Source organism: Enterococcus silesiacus (assembly GCF_001886225.1).
Lineage (GTDB): Bacteria > Bacillota > Bacilli > Lactobacillales > Enterococcaceae > Enterococcus_L > Enterococcus_L silesiacus.
The window spans coordinates 16741-39141 of the sequence record NZ_JXLC01000002.1 but is presented as its reverse complement, the minus strand read 5'-3'; the positions used below and the strand labels follow the sequence as shown (position 1 = coordinate 39141).

Annotated in this window: 20 protein-coding genes and 1 pseudogene; 9 read left to right on the top strand and 12 right to left on the bottom strand. The window is 37.1% G+C overall.

The window, feature by feature from the left end; genetic code table 11:
• Nucleotides 1–19: 19 nt before the first annotated feature.
• Both RV15_RS01365 and RV15_RS01360 read right to left on the bottom strand, forming a co-directional pair.
• Entirely contained in the window at nt 20–403 is a 384-nt protein-coding gene (locus RV15_RS01365; RefSeq protein WP_071876455.1) for a phage holin family protein, read from the bottom strand.
• Nucleotides 404–581: 178 nt separating this feature from the next.
• Nucleotides 582–1001, bottom strand: a complete 420-nt coding sequence (locus tag RV15_RS01360) for an ArpU family phage packaging/lysis transcriptional regulator (RefSeq protein WP_071876272.1) — start codon at nt 999–1001, stop codon at nt 582–584.
• Between the two features lie 291 nt (nt 1002–1292).
• Here RV15_RS01360 and RV15_RS01355 point away from each other — a divergent pair, with 291 nt between their 5' ends.
• The 4 genes from RV15_RS01355 (at nt 1293) to RV15_RS01340 (ending at nt 4666) form a co-directional block, all read left to right on the top strand.
• Nucleotides 1293–1670, top strand: coding sequence for a helix-turn-helix domain-containing protein (locus tag RV15_RS01355; protein WP_071876271.1), 378 nt, complete (start codon nt 1293–1295; stop codon nt 1668–1670).
• Between the two features lie 7 nt (nt 1671–1677).
• Nucleotides 1678–2355, top strand: coding sequence for an ImmA/IrrE family metallo-endopeptidase (locus tag RV15_RS01350; protein WP_071876270.1), 678 nt, complete (start codon nt 1678–1680; stop codon nt 2353–2355).
• Nucleotides 2356–2858: 503 nt separating this feature from the next.
• Entirely contained in the window at nt 2859–3989 is a 1131-nt protein-coding gene (locus tag RV15_RS01345; protein WP_071876269.1) for a baeRF6 domain-containing protein, read from the top strand.
• 476 nt (nt 3990–4465) lie between these two features.
• Nucleotides 4466–4666, top strand: a complete 201-nt coding sequence (locus tag RV15_RS01340) for a cold-shock protein (protein ID WP_010760878.1) — start codon at nt 4466–4468, stop codon at nt 4664–4666.
• 180 nt (nt 4667–4846) lie between these two features.
• Here the strand turns inward: RV15_RS01340 and icd are convergent, their stop codons facing one another.
• The 4 genes from icd to RV15_RS19145 all read right to left on the bottom strand — a co-directional run bounded on the left by icd (nt 4847) and on the right by RV15_RS19145 (nt 12740).
• Entirely contained in the window at nt 4847–6121 is a 1275-nt protein-coding gene (gene icd, locus RV15_RS01335; protein WP_071876268.1) for an NADP-dependent isocitrate dehydrogenase, read from the bottom strand.
• Nucleotides 6118–7263, bottom strand: a complete 1146-nt coding sequence (locus RV15_RS01330) for a citrate synthase (protein ID WP_071876267.1) — start codon at nt 7261–7263, stop codon at nt 6118–6120. The genes icd and RV15_RS01330 overlap by 4 nt, the downstream gene beginning before the upstream one ends.
• A 1276-nt stretch (nt 7264–8539) precedes the next feature.
• The gene (gene acnA, locus RV15_RS01325) at nt 8540–11242 is read right to left on the bottom strand and encodes an aconitate hydratase AcnA (RefSeq protein ID WP_071876266.1); all 2703 of its coding nucleotides are present in this window, start codon (nt 11240–11242) and stop codon (nt 8540–8542) included.
• Between the two features lie 1408 nt (nt 11243–12650).
• A complete protein-coding gene (locus tag RV15_RS19145) occupies nt 12651–12740 on the bottom strand; it encodes a winged helix-turn-helix transcriptional regulator (protein ID WP_217265793.1) in 90 nt (29 codons plus the stop codon).
• A gap of 70 nt (nt 12741–12810) precedes the next feature.
• Between RV15_RS19145 and RV15_RS19140 the strand changes: the two genes are divergently transcribed.
• The 4 genes and pseudogenes from RV15_RS19140 to RV15_RS01305 all read left to right on the top strand — a co-directional run bounded on the left by RV15_RS19140 (nt 12811) and on the right by RV15_RS01305 (nt 16355).
• Nucleotides 12811–12993: an NAD(P)H-dependent oxidoreductase gene (locus tag RV15_RS19140; RefSeq protein WP_071876265.1), complete on the top strand. Its 183-nt coding sequence runs from the start codon at nt 12811–12813 to the stop codon at nt 12991–12993.
• A 328-nt stretch (nt 12994–13321) separates the two neighbouring features.
• Nucleotides 13322–14181 (top strand): annotated as a pseudogene (locus tag RV15_RS01315) (PRD domain-containing protein).
• An 8-nt stretch (nt 14182–14189) separates the two neighbouring features.
• Nucleotides 14190–15608, top strand: coding sequence for a PTS transporter subunit EIIC (locus RV15_RS01310; protein ID WP_071876264.1), 1419 nt, complete (start codon nt 14190–14192; stop codon nt 15606–15608).
• Nucleotides 15609–16355 carry a ChbG/HpnK family deacetylase gene (locus RV15_RS01305; RefSeq protein WP_071876263.1) on the top strand — a complete coding sequence of 249 codons (747 nt, stop codon included), beginning with the start codon at nt 15609–15611 and terminating at the stop codon, nt 16353–16355.
• Nucleotides 16356–16448: 93 nt separating this feature from the next.
• Here the strand turns inward: RV15_RS01305 and RV15_RS01300 are convergent, their stop codons facing one another.
• Entirely contained in the window at nt 16449–16862 is a 414-nt protein-coding gene (locus RV15_RS01300) for a MerR family transcriptional regulator (RefSeq protein WP_071876262.1), read from the bottom strand.
• Nucleotides 16863–16953: 91 nt separating this feature from the next.
• On the opposite strand from RV15_RS01300, the gene RV15_RS01295 reads away from it, so the two are divergent.
• Entirely contained in the window at nt 16954–17586 is a 633-nt protein-coding gene (locus RV15_RS01295; RefSeq protein ID WP_071876261.1) for a GNAT family N-acetyltransferase, read from the top strand.
• Nucleotides 17587–17754: 168 nt separating this feature from the next.
• On the opposite strand, the gene RV15_RS01290 is transcribed toward RV15_RS01295, so the two are convergent.
• Genes RV15_RS01290 through citD form a run of 5 tightly spaced genes read right to left on the bottom strand, consistent with a single transcriptional unit; the run spans nt 17755 to nt 22391 of the window.
• On the bottom strand, nt 17755–19146 hold the full coding sequence (locus RV15_RS01290) for an oxaloacetate decarboxylase subunit alpha (RefSeq protein WP_071876260.1): 1392 nt from the start codon (nt 19144–19146) through the stop codon (nt 17755–17757).
• Between the two features lies 1 nt (nt 19147).
• Nucleotides 19148–19711, bottom strand: a complete 564-nt coding sequence (gene citX / locus RV15_RS01285; RefSeq protein WP_083429060.1) for a citrate lyase holo-[acyl-carrier protein] synthase — start codon at nt 19709–19711, stop codon at nt 19148–19150.
• Nucleotides 19677–21206 (bottom strand): citrate lyase subunit alpha, encoded by a 1530-nt coding sequence (gene citF, locus RV15_RS01280; protein WP_071876258.1) that lies wholly within the window; start codon nt 21204–21206, stop codon nt 19677–19679. The genes citX and citF overlap by 35 nt, the downstream gene beginning before the upstream one ends.
• A 1-nt stretch (nt 21207) precedes the next feature.
• Nucleotides 21208–22095, bottom strand: coding sequence for a citrate (pro-3S)-lyase subunit beta (gene citE, locus RV15_RS01275; protein WP_071876257.1), 888 nt, complete (start codon nt 22093–22095; stop codon nt 21208–21210).
• The gene (citD, locus tag RV15_RS01270; RefSeq protein ID WP_071876256.1) at nt 22083–22391 is read right to left on the bottom strand and encodes a citrate lyase acyl carrier protein; all 309 of its coding nucleotides are present in this window, start codon (nt 22389–22391) and stop codon (nt 22083–22085) included. Before citD ends, citE begins: the two co-directional genes overlap by 13 nt.
• Nucleotides 22392–22401: the final 10 nt, after the last annotated feature.

Below are 22401 nucleotides of genomic sequence, written 5' to 3'. Positions count from 1 at the left end.
CTTAATTAGGCAATGACCGTTAGTCATCTTCTTTTTCATTTTTGATATTCTTGATAAAATTTTCGAATAGTTCAGTTCCAATCCCCATTTTTTTATAGTTTTCAAAGATTGATTTTAACTCCATTAAAAGATACCCCACGTATAATACATAAATCAAGCCCACTCCTGTTCCGCCTGGGATCAATGGCGCCAAAGGAATAAAGAACATCAACAGTACCATACTTGCCACTTTTCGTAAAATCCCATTAATGCCTACTTTACTTAAAAAGTTAATTTTGGGATTGATTTTTGCTGCCAAACTGCCGCTTAAAAAATCAATCATCATAGCAATACAAATCAAGGCTAAAACGTAAATTGCTTTGTGATCTGCATCCACTAAAAAACGATCTAAATACTCAAACATTTTCATAATTACCACCTTTTTCCATTATTTAGTCAAACTTATTATTGCTTTGCTAATCTGCTAGTTTAAACTAACTGCTTTATGCGTTTATTTTCGTGAGCACTTTTTAACTAGCGACATAATTAAATTTTAACTTATTTATTTTGGACCAAACTGCCTTTTCTCTCCCATAAAAATGTCACTTTTCTATCAATAGCGCCCCACTTTCATAAGACTCAGCAAATCGAATCAAGGCTTTATCTAATTCACGATAAAACTTACTTTCACTCATATGATGTTTCATATAAATTGCGATATTTGTTGTAAAATTACGGTCCATGTATTTATCATATAACAGTTGTCTGTCATAGGTATCCAGTTGATTCAAAGCCTCTGTTATCTTTTCTAATTCAACTTCTGCAAGATGTCTTCGGTCCACTGTTTCTTCAGTTTTATGCGAGAATTTGTCTTCCGTATTATCCATTTCAAATGTATACGCGGTCGTTACTTTTGGCGCATGCTTCTCACCTGCAATTCTCACTAATGTGCGATAGGCCGTCAGTAAATCATGAACCTTTTTTTTCGTTTTCTTTCGATCGATTTCGGGAAATAATAGCATATTTTATCCTCTCCTTTGTTTATCTTCTTATTTAGTGAATTAGCTAAGATATGATTAAACCATTGACTAATAATAGCTTTTACGCTATTATATAAGCATAGTTAAATAAGCGCTATTCTACTTTTGGCAGTTTTCTAGTTTAGAATAAAACTGCCAGATTAGCTTTTGACTAACTATTCACTGATAAATTAGCTTATAAGAACATTTTAATAGCTTAAAAGCTAATTGTCAACTAAAAATAGCTTAAAAGCTAATATTTTTTTCATATATGCTTATGAAAGGTTGAAAAACATGAGTTTAACTTACAGAATCAAAGAACTTGCTGACAAGAAAAAAGTGACATTTGCCGAAATTGAGCGAAATACCGGGATTTCTAATGGACAAATTAGACGGTGGGATACTTCTTCTCCGAAAATAGAAAATATTCAAAAAGTAGCTGACTATTTCGAGGTTTCTACTGACTACTTACTTGGAAGATCAGAAATACCTGGTATTTCTGCAACAACTCAAGAAGAAAATCTTTCCTCTCAGATTATGTTTCGAATGAATACTGATGGATTGTCTAAAAATGAAGTGGATGAATTGAAAGATGAAGTAGATCGCTTTCTTCGTTTTAGAAAATCTGAAATCGAACGTGAACGAGAATTAAAACAAGACGACAAGGCGTGATTATTGGATGACAGAGCAAATTGATGAATATCTTAGTTTTTCAGATAAAATAAACGATTATATCTCGGCATTGATGGTCGCAAATAATATCGGTTATGAAAATTATGACTGTTCCTATCTTTGGGATTTCGTAAAATCTAAGGGCGTTTCAATGCGCAGTTTTCCATTTGATGGCGTCGCTAGAGATCGTATTTCCGGTATGATCGTTCAAGACTCTTTAGAGACCACGATTGGCTATAATCAAAATATGAGTGAAAAAAGAAAGAATTTTACGATCAGCCATGAAATCACACACTATTTGTTCCATATGACTGAACATGATACGGTTTTTACTGATACAGATCGTAGCCTCCAGTATTCTTATAACGAAGTGCTGCATGAATTTCAGGCTAACATTGGGGCGTCTGCGATTCTTGTACCTGACGTTGTATTCTTCCGCTTTTTAAAGGAAGGCTGGAATTTGTCCCAGCTGTCGAATCATTTTGGCATATCAGAAAGTGCCCTTTATGTTCGTTTAATTCATACAATGCAGGCTAATTTTGGTGTTTCTTACATCGCTGCTAAAACAAATGCGGATGCTATTCGATATAAATTTAGCGGTAAAGGACAACATGCAGCGATTGAATTGGGGACGAATTTGGAAGCACGGTTGTTTCGGACGAATCGATTTATTGAGGCGTTGTGATACAAAAAACGAACCAATGAGAGTGACACTAAAAATCAGTTATTCTGATTCTAGTGTCACTCTCATTTTGTATAAACAAAAAACCACCACGACCGTCGTCTGTGGTGGAAATGAAGGTTGTTATTTACTCTTGGTAGGAGTAAGTATGAAAAACCAATTCGGGATAATTGGCATGAAGACATGTTAACACCCTCACTTAAAATAAAAATGAACGACTATTTTGTATTCCATAAAAAAACTATGAGGAATTACTCATAGAATGTTTTTTTACGTTTTTCTTTTATTTATATTCTTCCAAATCATATTAGTTCCAACATTTTTATGCCTGTGCTACACTTTTATTAGTACCAATGAACTGTTACTGATATATTATTTAGCTTTACAAATCAATCCTTAGAAAACTAGATACACTGTCAATGAAACAACGAACGTTTTACTGTCAATCACTAATATTCTACAGGATTAACCGATTTGTTCCGCTTTTAAATTAGGAGGAATGTATTATGTTAGATCAAGAAAAAGACAATTTATCTGTTCTATTCTCTGACGAAGTTCAAGGTCCCTTTGTAACATTTATTCTAAATACTCATGTCGCTCATCAAGATGTCGAAAAGGATTCATTGGCTTTAAAAAATTTTGCTAAGGCTGCGAAAATCCGCTTTGAGAAAAAATATACTGATTCATCTTGGACATCTTTTCAAGACAAAATCGATGCTTTGCTTGCTGATGCTTCATTTTGGCGTAATGCTACAAAAAGTGTATCGATCATTATTAGTGAGAAAGACATTTTTATTCATCGATTAAATGTACCTGTTGACAATCAATATTACGTTGACGATCGACCTTATCTCCTAGGTATCATCAAAAACAATCAATTTAATTATCGTTATTATTTAATGACTTTAAATCGTGACTCTATGCAGCTTTACTTGGTTGAAAATAATCAAGTAAAAAAAGTCGATTTACCTAGCGATGCACCAACTGACCTTGTCGGCGCTTTAGGTGACGAGCTTACTGGTGGCAGTATGAACTACTCAATTCAGGGCGGGACAGGTTACAATGGTTCTTCAAAAGAAGGCGTTGCTTATCATGGTGTTAATACAAAGGATGAAGAAGTAAAAATCGACTGGACTAACTACTATCAAGCGATTGATAATTACTTAAAAGACGCATTTACAAACGCTGATAACTTACCTATTCGCTTATATGCTTTACCAGAAAATCAAACATTATTTAAAAAAATCGCAAAAAATCCTTATCTCGTAACGGATGCTTCGGTGGCACTTTCTCCAGCACAAGTTTCTTTCCAAGAGATTGAAAAAGGCGCACGTAAAATCAATGAAGAATTAGAAGCCATTGAAACTGCAACTTACAATTCGTTGTTAGACAAAAAATTCGTCGACCAGCTTGTTGATATCGTACCAGCATCTGATGAAGGAAAAGTCTCTCATTTCTTCATTTCTACTGCTAATTTTGTTAATGAAACAACAGACATGTCGACAGAAGAATTTGACCGTCGAAAAGTTTTGAACAAAGTCACAGACAATGTGCTTAGAACAGGCGGAAAAGTTTTTGTTTTAGACCAAAAAGCTTCTCCTGATGAAAAAACCATAGTAGCTGTCCTACGCTACTAAAACGTTCAGGCATACAATGGACAAGAGCCACTCAACAAATACGTTGAGTGGCTCTTTAATTAAGTGGATTAAATATTTTTTAGCTATAAAACCATGTAAAAACTATCTATTAGTAAGGATAACCTTATTCTCATCTAAACAATCTGAACCCTTCCTACTTTCAAATCTATGCAGCTCCAAGGCTGCGCCTTCGGAATAGATTTCTACGATATAACTCTATCATTACTTTCATATTTAACGCTCAATACTCCTATACTATAACAGAAATAAATTTATTTTGACAATTAATCCTCATTTCTTAACAAATTTTTATTTTTAAGAGAGATATTACTGGTCAAGTGGTGTAAAATATGCTATATTAAGAGTGTAGTTTTTGTTCGGTAATATATGTGTAGCTGTTTCAAATAAACATCTTCCACATTTTCACCTTTCAAGTAATTGCAAAATATGTGTATATCACAAGGAGGATTTTTATTATGGAAACAGGTACAGTAAAATGGTTTAACTCAGACAAAGGTTTTGGATTTATCACTGCAGAAAACGGTAACGATGTATTCGTACATTTCTCAGCTATCCAAGGCGACGGATTCAAAACTTTAGAAGAAGGTCAAGCAGTGACTTTCGACGTTGAAGAAGGCCAACGTGGTCCTCAAGCTACTAACGTTAACAAAGCATAATCAACTTAACTTTAGTAATTTCAAAACCTGACGATTAATCGTCAGGTTTTTTTGTTATAAAAAAAGTGGCTGAGACATAATTCTACGAGTCACATCCTAGCTGTATGGAATTCGGATAAACGGCGGGAGCAGAAGCAACTCTAAGAAATAAGAGTTAAATACTCCTGCACCATCCTCTTTTTAATTATTTTCAATAAGTCGGACTAACTCTTCTCCAAAACCTGAACAACTTAATAAAGTTGCCTCCATTTGGTCTGCAAAATCTTTCGTTACAGTTTTATTGACTAAAGCTTCTTCAATACTCTTCGTGATCAACTGACTCACCTCAGCCCAGCCCAAATAATCAAACATTAGTACACCGGAAAGCAATAATGATGATGGATTCAGCTGATTTAAGCCGGCAAATTCAGGTGCCGTTCCGTGGGTTGCCTCAAAAATTCCATGTCCTGTTTCTAAGTTTAAATTTGCACCTGGCGCAATCCCGATCCCACCAACCTGAGCTGCTAATGCATCTGAAATATAGTCTCCATTTAAATTCAACGTTGCAATCACATCATAATGTTCAGGGTGCAGTAAAATCTCTTGTAAAAAAATATCGGCAATCCGGTCTTTGATAATCAATTTCCCAGCCGCTTCAGCTTCAGCTAAATGTTGATCAGCAGATGCCTTGCCAGCTTTATCTTTGATGTCTAAGTAAGTTTGCCAAGTGAACACTTTATCGCCAAACTCATTTGTAGCCAACGCATAGCCCCAGTTTTTAAAACCGCCTTCTGTAAATTTCATAATATTTCCTTTGTGGACTAGCGTGACTGATTTTCGTTTATTTTTCAATGCATGTTCAATCGCTCCTCGAACTAAACGCTCAGTTCCTTCTTTAGAAACGGGCTTGATCCCAATTGCCGATGATTCTGGAAAGCGAATCTTGTTGACACCAAACTCTGTTTTTAAATAGGTGATCAGCTTTTCGGCTTCTACGCTTTGCGCTGGAAACTCGATCCCCGCATAGATATCTTCTGTATTTTCTCTAAAAATCATCATATCTGTCTTTTCCGGATGCTTTAACGGTGATGGAACACCTTCAAAATAACGGACTGGTCGATAGCAAATATATAAATCTAATTCTTGCCGCAATGCCACATTCAATGAACGAAATCCTCCACCAATCGGAGTCGTTAATGGACCTTTGATTGCTACAAGATGGGTTTTGATCGTTTCTAATGTTTCATCTGGTAACCAACTTTTGGTTTCATTAAACGCTTTCTCTCCTGCCAAAACTTCTTGCCAGATTACTTCCCGTTTTCCTTTATAAGCTTTGTTTATAGCCATATCAAAGACATTTTTAGCTGCCCGCCAAATTTCTGGTCCGATTCCGTCACCTTCAATAAATGGGATGATTGGACGATCAGGAACAACTAATTTGCCATTTTCCAACACAATTTTCTCCCCATGTTTCATGCTTCCATGCCTCCCGAATGTAATGTAGTATTCAAGTCACTATATTTTAGCTGTTTAGGACCAATATAATGTGAGCGCGGTCGAATTAAGCAGTCTTCTTTTTTCTGTTCATCAATATGACCTAACCAGCCAGCAACTCGACTCATAGCAAAAATCAATGTAAACAAGTCACTATCAATATCCAGACAATGGTAAACTGTTGCAGAATAAAAATCGACATTTGGGATCAAGCCTTTAGTCTCTTTTAAATAGCGCTCTACTTGGCAAGATAAAAAATACCACTGTTCTTTTTGTGTGATCCCCGTTAGCTCTTTTGCCAATTTTTTCAAATGCTTTTTTCTTGGGTCTTCAGTTTTATATACACGATGACCAAAGCCCATGACTTTTTCTTTGCGATCTAATTTTTGATTTAGATAGTCTGCTACATTTAGATTTTCAGAATCAATTTCTTTTAACATATCAAATACTTTTTCGTTGGCGCCACCATGAAGAGGTCCTTTTAAAGAACCAATTGCAGCTGTAATACATGAATAAACGTCTGACAAGGTTGAAGCACAGACTCGAGCCGTAAAAGTACTGGCATTTAAATCATGATCTGCATGTAAAACTAACGCTTGATTCATGGCCGCTATTTGTACTTGATCTGCTTCAACTCCAGTCAACATATAAAGAAAATTAGCCGCCATTGACAAGTCACTTCGCGGAGGAATTGGATCCAGTCCCTTTCTTAAACGCGCATACGCTGCAATGATCGTCGGCATTTTTGCTTGTAAAGAAATGCTTTGCTGATAGGCTGAAATCTCATCTGTTGCTTCAGCATTTGGATCAAACACGCCTAATAATGAAATCGTTGACCGTAACACACTCATCGGGTGAAGGTTCTGGCGAGTTTGTATCTTTAAACACGTAATGATGGTATCAGATATTGGCATTTGTATAGATAATTCTTGCTTAAATTTTATCAACTCTTGTTTTGTCGGTATTTTTAAATACCATAATAGATAAATCACTTCTTCAAATTGAACATTCTCAGCAACTAAATCATCAATATTAAAACCTGCAAAAAGCAGTTGATTTTCTACAATCGAACTGATTCTAGTTTCAGATACGACTACACCTTCTAAACCTTTGTGAATCTCCATCCAATTCCTCCTTAATCTAAAAGCGGAATGGGCTCGTTCAGTCTCGACTGAAAAATAGGAAATTACGACTGAGGTGCTTTTTATCTCATTCATAATTTATCTTTTTTCCGAGAGACTAGCCCATGTAGCTAGATANAAAAGCGGAATGGGCTCGTTCAGTCTCGACTGAAAAATAGGAAATTACGACTGAGGTGCTTTTTATCTCATTCATAATTTATCTTTTTTCCGAGAGACTAGCCCATGTAGCTAGATAACAGTAAAAGCGAAGCGGGCTCGTTTAGCTTCGACTGAAAAATAGGAAAAACTAACTGAGGCACTTTTTGCCTTATTTAGTTTTTATCTTTTTTCCGAGAGACTAGCCCGCGTAGCTAGATAACAGTAAAAACGAAGCAGGCTCATTTAACTCCGACTGGAAAATAGGAAAAACTAACTGAGGCGCTTTTTGCCTTATTTAGTTTTTATCTTTTTTCCGAGAGACTAGCCCGTGCAGCTAGATTACAGTAAAAGCGAAGCGGGCTCGTTTAGCTTCGACTGGAAAATAGGAAAAACTAACTGAGGCGCTTTTTGCCTTATTTAGTTTTTATCTTTTTTCCGAGAGACTAGCCCGTGCAGCTAGATTACAGTAAAAGCGAAGCGGGCTCGTTTAGCTTCGACTGGAAAATAGGAAAAACTAACTGAGGCGCTTTTTGCCTTATTTAGTTTTTATCTTTTTTCCGAGAGACTAGCCCGTGCAGCTAGATTACAGTAAAAGCGAAGCGGGCTCGTTTAGCTTCGACTGGAAAATAGGAAAAACTAACTGAGGCGCTTTTTGCCTTATTTAGTTTTTATCTTTTTTCCGAGAGACTAGCCCGTGCAGCTAGATTACAGTAAAAGCGAAGCGGGCTCGTTTAGCTTCGACTGAAAAATAGGAAAAACTAACTGAGGCGCTTTTTGCCTTATTTAGTTTTTATCTTTTTTCCGAGAAGCTAGCCCGCGTAGCTAGATAACATTAAAAGCGAAGCAGGCTCATTTAACTCCGACTGGAAAATAGGAAAAATCGATTGTGGTGCTTTTTATCACAAACTATTTTTATCTTTTTCCCAAGGAGTTAGCCCGCGTAGCTAGATAACATACGGTAACAACGTTCCGCTACACTTTGCACCAATCAATATCAACTCATGACTTTGTTGTATTTCTTGGCATGCTTCAAAGCAAGAAGCGAAGCAGGCTCATATAGTTAGAGTGAAGTAAGATAACAACCTTCATGTCGTTATATCTCATTTTTTCTTAGCCTAAACTAACGTTGAAGTTTCTTACGAATCACCATTGGTAAGATTCCACCATGCTGATAATAGGTAATGTCAACAGCCGAATCAAAACGAAGGATTGTTTCAAACTGAATAATTTCTCCATTCGCTTTTGTTGCTGTAACAGCCACCGTATCCAAAATACCTTTTGTTTCATCGATTGCAATATCAAATAACTCAGTGCCAGTTAGTCCTAAACTGTCTGCATCTTCACCTGATTTGAATTGTAAGGGTAAGACACCCATCATCACTAAATTAGAACGGTGGATCCGTTCATAACTTTTAGCAATCACAGCCTCGACCCCTAAAAGTTGAACACCTTTAGCTGCCCAGTCTCGGGATGATCCCATTCCATAATCATCCCCTGCTAAAATCACTAGCTTTGTGTTTTGCTTTTGATAATTCATCGCTGCATCATAGATAGCCATCTTTTCTTGTGTTGGTATAAAAATAGTATACCCACCTTCTACATCGGGCACTAACTGGTTGCGAATCCGAATATTGGCTAGCGTTCCTCGCATCATCACTTCATGATGACCACGTCTGGCACCATATGAGTTAAATTCACGAACTGGAACGCCTCGTTCTACCAAATATTGACCTGCTGGGCTATTTTTTTGGATGCTCCCAGCAGGAGAAATGTGATCGGTTGTCACTGAATCGCCAAATTTGGCTAGTACAGCTAGTTGTTTTAAAGGTTTTCTCGGTTTTCTTTCTTTGGTCATCCCTGAAAAATAAGGTGGATTAGCAATGTAAGTAGATGCTTCTTCCCAACCATACAAAGGCTCTGCATCAGTTTCAATGCTATTCCATTCTTCATTGTCGCTAAAGACTCTTGCATATTCTTGTTTATACAGTTCAGGTGTCACACATTCATCGATCAACGCTTGAATTTCATCACGAGTTGGCCATAAATCATTGAAGTAAACTGGAATACCATTTTCACCAAACCCAATTGGTTCATGTAATACATCAATATCTACGGTTCCAGCTAATGCATATAAAACAACGAGTGGCGGTGAAGCTAAATAATTGGCTTTAACTAAAGGATGGATACGCCCCTCAAAGTTACGGTTTCCGCTTAAAACACCTGCAGTTAAGAGATCATTTTCTTTGATAGCTGCTTCGACTTCTGGTTTTAGTGCACCTGAATTACCAATGCACGTTGTACAGCCATAGCCAACTAAATGAAAGCCTAATTGTTCTAAATAAGGTAGCAATCCAGCCTTTTCTAAATAGGCTGTTACAACCTTTGAACCTGGTGCTAAAGAGGTTTTTACATAATTTGGTACGTTTAACCCAAGCTGAGCGGCCTTTTTGGCAACTAACCCTGCACTTAACATAACAAATGGATTCGAGGTATTCGTGCACGAGGTGATCGCTGCAATTGCGACTGCCCCTGGCTTTAATTCATGACGAACGCCCTCTAAATCTAAAGCAACACGTTGATTCTGCTGTTTCTCAGACAATCCATATCCTTGTAAGCCTTCTGGTGCATTCATTACTTGCTCAAAGGCTCTTTTCATTTCTGATAAAGGAACAAGATCCTGTGGTCTTTTTGGTCCTGCCAGATTTGCCTCGATCAAACTTAAATCGATTTCGATAACTTTGGTATAATTCGGCTCTAAATCATTTAAAGGATTGTAAAATAATTGATTTTCTTTTAAATAGCGTTCTGTAATCTCTACCGCTTCTTCTTCCCTTCCTGTTAGTCGCAAATAACGAATTGTCTCATCATCTACAGGGAAGAAGCCGCAAGTTGCGCCATATTCAGGTGCCATATTGGCGACCGTTGCTCGATCAGCCAAACTCAAACTGGCTAAACCTGCACCAAAAAATTCTACAAATTTCCCGACAACTTTTTGTTTTCTTAATACTTGTGTGACTTTTAAAGCTAAATCTGTTGCCGTTGCACCTTGGGATAATTCATTGATAAAACGGACACCGACAACTTCTGGAATTGGAAAATATGATGGTTCGCCAAGCATACTCGCCTCGGCTTCAATTCCGCCAACGCCCCAACCTAAAACGCCTAATCCATTGACCATTGTCGTATGAGAATCGGTTCCAACTAATGTATCAGGATAGAGCAAGATTGTACCATCCTCTAGTTTTTTTTGTGTCACAACAGAAGCTAGATATTCAATATTGACTTGATGAACAATCCCTGTTGCAGGTGGGACAACACGATAATTATCAAAGACTTTTTGAGCCCAACTTAAAAAACGATAACGCTCTTGATTGCGTTGAAACTCCATTTTCATATTTAACTGCAGCGCTTGTTTGACTCCAGCTACATCTACTTGAACGGAATGGTCAACAACTAAATCAACAGGAACTTCGGGATTGATTGTCCTAGGATCTCCACCAAAATCAGCAATCGTTTTTCGTAACGACGCCAAATCAACAACGGCTGGAACACCTGTAAAATCTTGCAGGATCACTCGAGCAGGCTTAAAAGGCACCTCCCCTTGATTCTCATGATCTGAAGACCATTGAGCTAAATTTTCAATATGTTCTTGCGTGATCCCGACACCATTTTCCTGCCGCAATAACGATTCCAGCAGTACACGAATACTAAATGGTAACGTTGAAACGAACTGATGTTGTTCTGTTTCTAATGAAGCTAGTGAATAATACTGATACTTCTGATCCTTGATTTCAAAAACTTTTTCTGAAGATTGCTTACTCATAATCAAAAACATCCCTCCTAATTTAAAAGCGGAACAAATCGGTTAATCCTGTCGAAAATTAGGAAATTGGCTTTGAAACGTTCTTTGTTTCACTGACAATTTATCTATTTTCCTAAGGATTGATTTGTGCAGCTAGATAGCATTAAAAGCGTAGCAGGCTCGTTCAGCTCTGACAGAAAAATAGGAAAATAGGAGGGTGGCGCTCTTTGCCACAATCATATTTTATCTTTTTTCCGAAGAGCTAGCCTGCGTAGCTAGATAAGATATCGGTAACAACGTTCCGCTTTGCTTCACCTTGTACTTTTCAACATCAGTTCATTTCTTTCACTGTGTTTCAAAGCAAAAGTGGAACAAATCGGTTAATCCTGTAGAAAATTAGGAAATTGGCTCTGAAACGTTCTTTGTTTCACTGACAATTTATCTATTTTCCTAAGGATTGATTTGTGCAGCTAGATAACATTAAAAGCGGAACAGGCTCGTTCAACCTTGACAGGAAAATAGGAAAAATCGACTGAGACGCTTTTTGTCTCATTCTATTTTTATCTTTTTCCCGAAAGGTTAGCCTGTGCAGCCGGATAACATATGGTAACAACGTTCCGCTTTGCTTCACCTTGTACTTTTCAACATCAGTTCATTTCTTTCGCTGTGTTTCAAAGCAAAAGCGGAACAAATCGGTTAATCCTGTCGAAAATTAGGAAATTGACTTTGAAACGTTCTTTGTTTCACTGACAATTTATCTATTTTCCTAAGGATTGATTTGTGCAGCTAGATAACAGCAAAAGCGTAGCAGGCTCGTACAGCTCTGACAGGAAAATAGAAAAATATGTTTGTGACACTTTTTGCCACAATCGTATTTTATCTTTTTTCCGAAAAACTAGCTCACAGATTTATATATGTACAAGGTCAAATAATCAGCAAGGCTTCCTTTTACTATAGACCTGATTCTAGCCATTATAACGGCATTATATGTAAATGTAAACCTTCAAAAAAATGAGAAAAGTCATATTAACTAACACATTAATGTCAGATGTTTGTCACATTATAAAATCGCCAATATAATGGTTTATATGTGGTTATAAGCACTTAAAACCCACTGGAAATTAGCGTTTTTGCATAGAAATCACATTTTTTTCTAATTTATACCCCATCTAAAAAAAGAAGTATTTCGTTCTATCCTAAATGACATTTGTTGAGTTATTTTCTGGTAATTTAATATCATTTTTACCGCTTTCATGTAAGACAATTTTTTTTATTTTTGTTAAGAAATTCTTTAGAATAAAAAAGCACTTGTTGAACGGACCTGTCTTCAAATTTTATTGCAATCAACTATCTAATACAGCATTGCTTCTTGCTGAGGCAATAAAGCCTACATCTTTAACGCTTCTCATTTATCAGTCCATGGTCATCTTTATTTTTTTCCAAAATCACACATCATATTTAAGATGAGCATCAGCGTTTCACCTTTTTTAGATAAACGATATTTTAGCTTTGGTGATATCTATGGAGGTTTTTATATGAAACGTTGAATGTTATTCACCTCCAACCATAGAAAAATTGATGTTTAAAAAGTGCAACAGTTGATAGAAGCCTATGACCAAATCATCTTGCAATTCCCTATTTATTGGTTTAATTGCCCACCTCTTATGAAAAGAAAACAAGTCATCATTTTTTATTCAACCAGAGTGAGGCAGACATTTTTTAGCAGAGGACGGCTTCAGATTATTTCCACTTGTCTATCATTTATTGCATGATTTGATGCAAGCTTAGCCTAACTCACTATTCGCTTCCTCTATACTATTCTTGTCTTTGAAAAAAGGTTAACCAGCGAACACATCATATATACACCCATTTTTCTTTCAAAAAAGGAAATAGCAAAGTATTTACTTCCTACTATTGAAAGCGCTTGTTTCATATGATATACTTTACCCAATAAAATAGAACATGGATTGTAACTCTTTTTGGAGGCATTACCATAAGAATGAGGTGATTATTCTTTGGTTTAGTATGCCCAAATAGAGTTTTTTTGTTTAGAAAAAAAGGAAGGAGGATTATGATTACACGTTAATCAAGATGTTTATTATGAAAATAATCAAAAAAATAAACAATAATGTTGCTGTTTGTCTAGACGCAAATGGACATGAATTGGTTGCATTTGGAAACGGCATTGGTTTTCCCAAAATGCCTTATGAGTTGGCATTGGTTTTCCCAAAATGCCTTATGAGTTAACAGATTTAAGCAAGATTTCGATGACCTTTTACCAATTAAATGCACATTATCATCAGTTACTCATGGAAATTCCACAAGATATTTTAGAAATTAGTGCTGAAATTGTTAAAACGGCTCAGTTTGAGCTTCATAAAACATTAAACCCGAATATGGTATTTAGTTTAGCCGATCATTTACATTTTGCGATTACTAGGATGAAAAATTTCAAAGATTTAAAATTAATTTTTTCCTATGATATTCAGCAACTCTATCCTCGCGAAACTCAATTGGGCAGATATACTGTGCAGCTGGTTCAAAAACGTTTGTTGATTACTTTACCTGAATCTGAAATTACAACAATCGCCATGCACTTTGTCAATGCACAGGAAGAAATAGCAATAGATGAGGATGAGCCGAATGTGGAAGAACTCATTGGATTAAGCTCTGAAATAATTGAAAATCAGTTTCAACTCACATTGAATAGAGAAGAATTCCATTACAATCGATTTGTAATGCACTTACGTTATTACATCAAAAGAATTCAAAAGGAAGAGCAGTTTGTAGATAGCAATGATACCCTATTTCGCACCATGAAAGACACACTTCCTAGCATTTATGCTTGCGCGACTTCAATCGCCACCCTCATTTATCAAGCTTTAGGAATAGAGAGCACAGAAGATGAGCTACTCTATCTCATGATTCATATCAATCGTATCGTAAAAAATACACAATGAGGAGAATAATGATGGAAAAAGAAAAACAATTTAATGAATTAGCAAAACAAATTTTAGCAGGTGTTGGGGGCAAGGACAACGTTTCATATGTCACCCACTGCATGACAAGATTGCGTTTTAATATAAAAGACAGCAGCTTACCAAAAGATGAGGAGCTAAAAACGATTCCAGGCGTATTAGGTGTCGCCCATTCTGGTGGACAATTACAAATTATCATTGGGCAAACTGTAGACCAAGTTTATGCTAGTATCTGTACACTTGGCGGCTTTAGTAATAGTAGTCCAATTCAGGAAAATCTTGATAAACCAAAAGAAAAGCTGACCTTTAAACGTTTAGGAAACAATATTCTTGATGCTTTAGCAGGCTGTTTAACCCCTTTAATCCCGCTTTTAGTTGCCGCTTCTATGTTCAAAATGGTGGTTGCCATATTTGGACCGGGCATGTTAAATATCTTAACCGAAAAATCAGATTTATATACTTTACTGACTTTTGTGGGTGATGCTGGTTTTTATTTCTTCCCTATTTTTATCGCCTATACTGCATCTGTCAAATTTAAAACGACAACCGTTGTTGCAATGCTTTTAGGAGGGATTATGATTCACCCGACTCTTGTGCAAATTGCAACAGATGGACTCCCTTTCACAGTCTATGGTATTCCAGCACAAGCACAGGTCTATTCAAGTACAGTCATCCCTATTATCTTAGCTGTGTGGGTAATGTCTTATGTTGAGAAATTCTTTAAAACTTATTTACCTAACTCATTAAAAACTATTTTTGCACCTACCTTTACGATTGCCATTATGATTCCATTAACACTAGTCGTTCTTGGACCTGCAGGAAACTTTATTGGTCAATATATTTCTGAAGGGATTCTAGCATTTGGAAACTTAGGTGGAATTGCCCATTTAATTGCCATTGGTTTAATAGGCGCTTTATGGCAGTTTTTAGTCATGACTGGGATGCATTTATTAATGATTACAACCATGTTCATGCTATTTGCCTCAAATGGGTCTGATAATTTTGTCACATTAGGTGCTGTAGCAGCTAGTATGGCAGTAACTGGTATGTGTATTGGAGCAGCCTTACGAATTAAGAATAAAGAGGAAAAGAATTTAGCTTGGAGCTATGTGATTGCGGGAATTATTGGCGGAGTTACTGAACCAGGTGTCTACGGAGTAGCAGTAAAATACAAACGTCCATTTTTAGGACTAATGGCAGGTGGCTTTGCTGGGGCAGTTTACGCTTCTCTAACTGGGGTGACAGCTTATGCATTGGTGCCCGTTGCAAACTTTTTAGCACTAAGCAGTTATGCAGGGGGCTCTACAACAAACTTAATCAACGGCATCATTAGTGGTATTATTGCAATTGTAGTTGCAGCGGCTATCACTTACTTTGTAGGTGTTGAAACGAAAGGACAGGTGGAATAAATGAGTATTTTAATACGAGCAGATGATTTAGGCTATTCCGAAGCAGTCAATTATGGGATTGCGAAATCAGTGATTGATGGTGTCGTCAACAATGTAGGAGTGATGGTAAATATGCCTGCCAGCGAGCATGGACTGGCTTTATTAAAAAATGAAACCGTTTGTTACGGATGTCATACCAATATTTGTGTAGGAAAGCCACTGACAGACCCCAAATTAATTCCTAGCATTACAACAGCAGATGGGTATTTTAAACCTTCAAAAGAATACCGTCAAGCGAAAGAAGACTTTGTTGTTTTAGAGGAAGTCTTACTTGAAATTGAAGCCCAGTATCACAAATTTGTGGAATTAACTGGACAGCAGCCACAATATTTTGAAGGCCATGCAGTTGAAAGTCCTAACGTCGTTAAAGGCCTCCAAATGATTGCTGAAAAATACCAGCTGAAGTTTTCAGGATTTTCCTTTGAGGGTGGCTCTATGCAGGTTAATCAAACAAAAGTCTACGTCTCAATGGATAGCATGCTTCCGTCATATAACCCTTTTGAGAGCTTGAAAAAAATAGTGAGTCATCCTCATGAAGATGGTGTGGATATGCTGATTCTACATCCTGGATACCTAGATGATTTCATTTTGAAAACATCTAGTTTGACCATTCCCAGAACAAAAGAAGTGGCGATGGCGATTAGCTCTGAAGCGAAGGAGTTATTGCTTCAAAGTCATACGAAGCAGTTGACTTATGCTGATTTATAATTTTTATTTTAGGTGATATCCAGAAAAAAGTTGATAGTCCACTAGCAGAAAAGACTACTTAAAAGACCTTCATACTCTAACAAATCGAACGCTCTAGTCACTCATCAATTCTGAAATTCTATCTAGTATTTCTCGTTCATCTTTTGGTGTTCGCACCTTGTTTATAGATGGCTGAATCGTTTCAATCAAGAGAATATTCTTTTGTAAACTAATAAACTGTGCCTTCAAATCAATTAATTTTAATTGAAGCTGCCTCTGGATTGCCATCGTTGAATCCTCGTAGTCATCTCTATATAACGCTTTGACGATGATCGCAATTTCTTTTAAGGTAAATTTACTCTTTTTCATAAAAGCAATATAGTGAAGCACGACCAGGTCATCTTCTGAAAACTCGCGATATCCTTTATCACTTCTTTTTATCGTGATAATATTGTGTGTATCATAATAGCGAATGGAACTTTTTGTCAACTTTGTTAAACGTGAAACTTCGTCTAAAGAATAGGACATTTTTTTCTCCTTTTTAATCTCAATTTTAGCTTGACCCTCAACCAAGGTTTAATGCTAGTTTTATGATAGCACAACCAAAGGGGATGAATCTATGGAAATTATTACAATCGACCAACTAGATAAAAAACAAGAAAAAGAGGTTATCGCACTCATTAGTGATAGCTGGAATCTATCTCAGCGCATGCCAATTCAGGCGGATCATGATAAAACACTCAAGTTATTTATTACTTTTTTGAACATGACAAACGATTTTGCCTTTTATGCTATTTCGGATCATAAAATTGTCGGATTGATTATCGGCAAGACAAAGACTCAGTTTAACTTGTTAAATTTCCTTTACTACAGTATGAAATTAATTCGACAGGCTTTTGTCCTTCCTTTCTTAGGTAAAGAAGCACGACAATATTTTAAAGATTATTTTAATTTGACAAAGGCCTATCCTATTTTAACAAAAAATACTGGAAAACTGACGAACGAAGTTAGCCTCTTTGCAGTATCATCTGCTCATCAAGGGCAGGGCATCGGTAAAAAATTAATGAAAAAAACAATCGAGCACTACCAAAGTTCAGGAGTTAAACAGTTTGAATTATTTACGGATACAACATGTTCCTATCAGTTTTATGACAAAAATGCGTTTCATTTGCTAGGTACTCAAAAAGTAGCTTTGAGGCCTAACCACGAAGAAACAGTCATGCTTTATCAAAAATCAATTTATATAAACTAAATAAAAATCGAGAGTCCGGAACAAAACTAAATATCAGTTTTGTTCCGGACTCTCGATCAGAATAAAGGGTGAGCTGTATAAAAAGCGGATCGTTTGTCTATTACGACATTACTCTCTAAACGACTTCTTTTCAAAAGCTCACTTTGAAAGTAAACTATTTTCTATTCATCAAATATCTAAGGTAACGCTCACCTCTTGTATTGGGACATCATAAAAGCGATCTTCTCTTCTTCCTAAGAAATCTTTTCCTTGTTGCGGGAATAACGCATACATCAATACATCTTCAGTTGATTTTGCATACGCTTCAATTTCTTTTTTGTATATAGGCAGCTCTGGTGTTAATAGATCTGCTGGTCTAATGGTAATTACTTCTTCTTCGCCAATAATCAATTTCGTCATTTCTTCGGAAATAGCAACGGGTGGTTTGCCATATAATCCTTTAACATAATCCTTGATTTCTTTTGGAACCATTTTGTATCGTTCACCGCTGATCACGTTCATTACTGCTTGAGTTCCTACCATCTGGGATAATGGTGTTACAAGTGGAGGATAACCAAGATCCGCACGAACTTTTGGTACTTCTCTTAGAACCTCTTCGTATTTATCTGCTAGTCCTTGTTCGGTCAATTGACTTAATAAATTGGATAACATTCCGCCAGGCACTTTATAAATCAACGTTTTTGGTTCTGTATCTTTTACTTTAGGATTCAATAAGCCTTCTTCTCTAAATTTATCGCGAATCGGGTTAAAATAGTCAGCCGCTTCTGCTACTTTTTTCATATCTAAATGAGTGTTATAGCCTAAATTTTCTAAAGCAAGTGCCATTGATTCAGTAGCTGGTTGACTAGTTCCTCCGGAAAATGATGAAATAGCTGTATCAATAATATCTGCACCAGCTTCGACAGCTTTCAAATAAGTCATCTCAGAAATACCGCTAGTCGCGTGTGTATGAACTTCTAAAGGCACTTGGATTTTACACTTGATTTCGGTAACTAAACGATAGGCATCGTCAGGTGTCAGAATCCCTGCCATATCTTTGATGCAGATGGAATCTGCCCCCATTTTTTCAAGTTCTGTCGTTAATCCGACAAAATAATCGATCGTGTGAAAATCACTGGTCGTATATGAAATGGCTGGTTGGCAGTGTCCACCAAATTTTTTCGTTGCTTCAATTGACGTTTGTAAATTCCTTGTATCATTTAACGCATCAAAAACACGAATAATATCAATACCATTTTCGATTGATTTTTGGACAAACGCTTCTACAACATCATCCGCATAATTTTTATAACCAAGTAAATTTTGTCCGCGTAACAGCATTTGTAGCTTTGTATTTTTAACCGCTTTTCGAATTGCTCTTAGTCGTTCCCAAGGATCTTCATTCAAGAAACGAATACAAGCATCAAACGTAGCCCCGCCCCACATTTCTAAAGCATGATAGCCTGCTTCATCCAAAGTTTGAATAATCGGCAGCATATCACTTGTCGGCATACGTGTAGCAATTTGGCTTTGTTGCCCGTCACGCAGTACAGTTTCAGTAAAAAGGATTTCTTTTGTCATTTCATCCTTCCTTTCTCAATAAGTTGGCTATTGTTTCTTGCATTTCTTCTACGCTGTGGCGTCTTTGTCTACCGCACACTTTTGCTTCTTCTTCACAAATAAAACAAGTTCTAGGTTTGTGATTTAGTTCGGTACGACTGACAGAACATAAGAGTTGATCTTTTAGATAAACGACATCTAAATCCATCAAACGACCGTAGAGATGCGTTTCTTCAATTTCAATTAGTTTTTTCTTCAGCTCTTTTGGTGTTTCATTAAGGACTAGATAGTATTCCGAACCTGTTTTCAACTCTCGGTGTTTGCGAGCAACTATTTTTTCAGGAGGAAAAAGAGGAGTGATCTCTTTAATGACAGTTAAAAAAGCATGTCTTAGCCGCTCGTTCGTCTTTACAGGTCCTGGAATATTCATCGTAGCGCTTAATAAAGTGCACGTAGGATGCTTTCGTAAAAGTTCTCGCTGAATCGTTGCCCGTTTTTCTCGAGCGTTCAGCATGTCTATCAGTGTAATTGTTTCTCCCTTTAAATGGGTTTTAGACATTTTTGACCACATCGATAATTGAACCATCACGATATTCGATCAATGCAACGACTTTATCACCATATTGGATGGCATCTGGCCGATCTACGATGCTATAGGCTTTTTCTTGCAGTTCTTTCATTGTTAATTGCGGAACATCTAACGCTTTAAAATGTTCTACTAGGTCTTGACGTTCTGGATTAATCGCAATCCCCACTTCTGTCACAACAACATCAATGCTGCTACCAGGAGTTACCACTGTATTAACTTCTTCAACGATTGTTGGAATTCTTCCTCTAATCAATGGTGCAATCACCAAACTCATTTTACAAGCCGCACTTGTATCTGAATGTCCGCCAGACGCGCCGCGAATCACGCCATCTGATCCTGTAATAACGTTCACATTAAAATTTGTATCAATTTCTAACGCAGAAAGAATCGCTGTATCTAACTGATTGATGACAGAACCTTTGCTTAAAGGTGAAGCATACATATTTGCATCAATTTCGTAGTGGTTCTCATTCTTGCCTAAAGAAACCGCAGAGGGATGATCAAAATCTTGAACATCGATGATTTTTTTAACGAGTCCTTCTTCTAATAATTCAACCATTGCATTTGTAATACCACCTAAAGCAAAACTAGCGGTAATGCCATCTTTAATCATGGCTTCCTTCAAAAATCTCGAAACAGCTAAGGCTGCTCCACCAGTTCCTGTTTGGAAAGAAAAACCATTTTTATAATACGGCGAATGTGTGATTACTTTAGCGGCGTATTCTGCAATCAATAGTTCTTTCGGATTTTTGGTAAATCGAGTCGCCCCTTTAGCTATCCCATCAGGATCACCGATCGCTTCAACTTCTACGACAAAATCCACATCGGTTTGTGGGATACTGATTGGTGTGTTTGGATAAGGCATCAAACTATCTGTGATGATCACGACTTGATCTGCATATTTGGCATCAATCATGGCATACCCTAAAGAACCACATGTTGCCTTGCCTTTAGTCCCATTTACATTGCCATAAGCGTCTGAACTTGGTGCGCCAAGAAAAGCCACATCAATATGGATATCGCCTGCAGCAATCGCTCTGGCACGACCACCATGCGAACGGATGACAACAGGATTTTCCATGATTCCTTCAGAAATCGCAGCGCCAACTTTATCACGTAACCCACTAGAAGTAATATTTGTGACCACACCATTTTTGATATGATTGATCAATGGTTCATGAACATTGGCGATCGAGCTAGGTGCGATCGATAGATTTTTGATCCCTAAAGCTGCAATCTCATCTAACACCATGTTCATCACAAAATCGCCTTCTCTAAAATGATGATGGAAAGAAATTGTCATGCCATCTTTTAATCCTGTTTTTTCAATTGCTTCTCTTAAGCTACCTAATAGCTTTGTATCTCTTGGTCTGACTGGATTGATTGTACGGCTGGCCTCTTTGTATTCATGAATGTTCGTTAGCTCACCTTTAAATAAACCATATTGTTCAGCATAATTATCTGGAATTTCTTTGCCTACGTTATTTTTCATTTTAGACTTCCTCCTCAGAAATTAATTTTGCTGCAATGGCTAAAGCAATCACTCGCTCTGCTCGTTCAACGATTGGTTTATCGACCATTTTTCCATTTACTGAAATTACGCCTGAACCTTTAGCTTCTGCTTCACGAATTCCCCAGATAACCTCTTTCGCATTTTGAATTTCTTTTTCAGTTGGTTCATAGACACTGTTTACTAATGGTATTTGACGTGGATTAATGACAGATTTACCATCAAAACCTAATTGCTTGATCAGCTCAACTTCCGCTAAGAAGCCATCTGTATTATCAACATTTGAATAGACTGTATCGATTGCTGCAATTCCAGCGGCTCTAGCTGAGTGTAAAATGAAACTGCGAGCAAAAAATAATTCTTGTCCATCTGGATAGCGGTGTGTTTTCATATTTGTTACATAATCTTCTGCACCAAGCGCAATACCGATCAAACGATCACTTGCACGCGCGATTTCTCGAGCATTTAAAACCCCTTCAGCTGATTCGATCGCTGCAATCATTTTTGTTGCGCCAACGTTGATCCCATATTTTATTTCCATTTCAGTGATAACCGCTGCCACGTCTACAATATCTTGAGCCGTTTCAGTTTTTGGTAAACGAATCACATCAACGCCTGCCAAAACCATTGCTTCCACATCTTGACGACCCACTGTATCTAAGCCATTGATTCGAACGACCGTTTCCACACTCGAATAATCAAAGGTCCGCAAAGCATGATAAACAAGTAAACGTGCACTATCTTTTTCCTTTAAAGACACAGCATCCTCTAAGTCAAACATCAACGAATCAGCACCATATAACGTTGCATCTCTTAGCATTGAAGCATTGGCTCCAGGCACAAACATCATTGTTCTTCTTAAACGTTCCATGTATTTAACACCTGCCAGTCTACATTTTCTTCGCCAGCAGCGCGATAAACAGCCGCCACCGTTCGAGCTTGAATGGTACAATCCAATGCACCCTTATCAATTGCCTGAACCTTCGCATCAGTAACAGACAACTTATTTAAAGTCTCTTGGATTTTTTCACGAATTTGACGTCCAAATTGTTTTTCAACACTACTGTCCAGCTCAATCAGAATTCCTTGTCCGCTGTTTGTTCCAATTGTAATCATAATATCGCTTGATTCAGTTGTACCAGCAGATGCGTTTTGTTTGATTTCCAAAATATACACC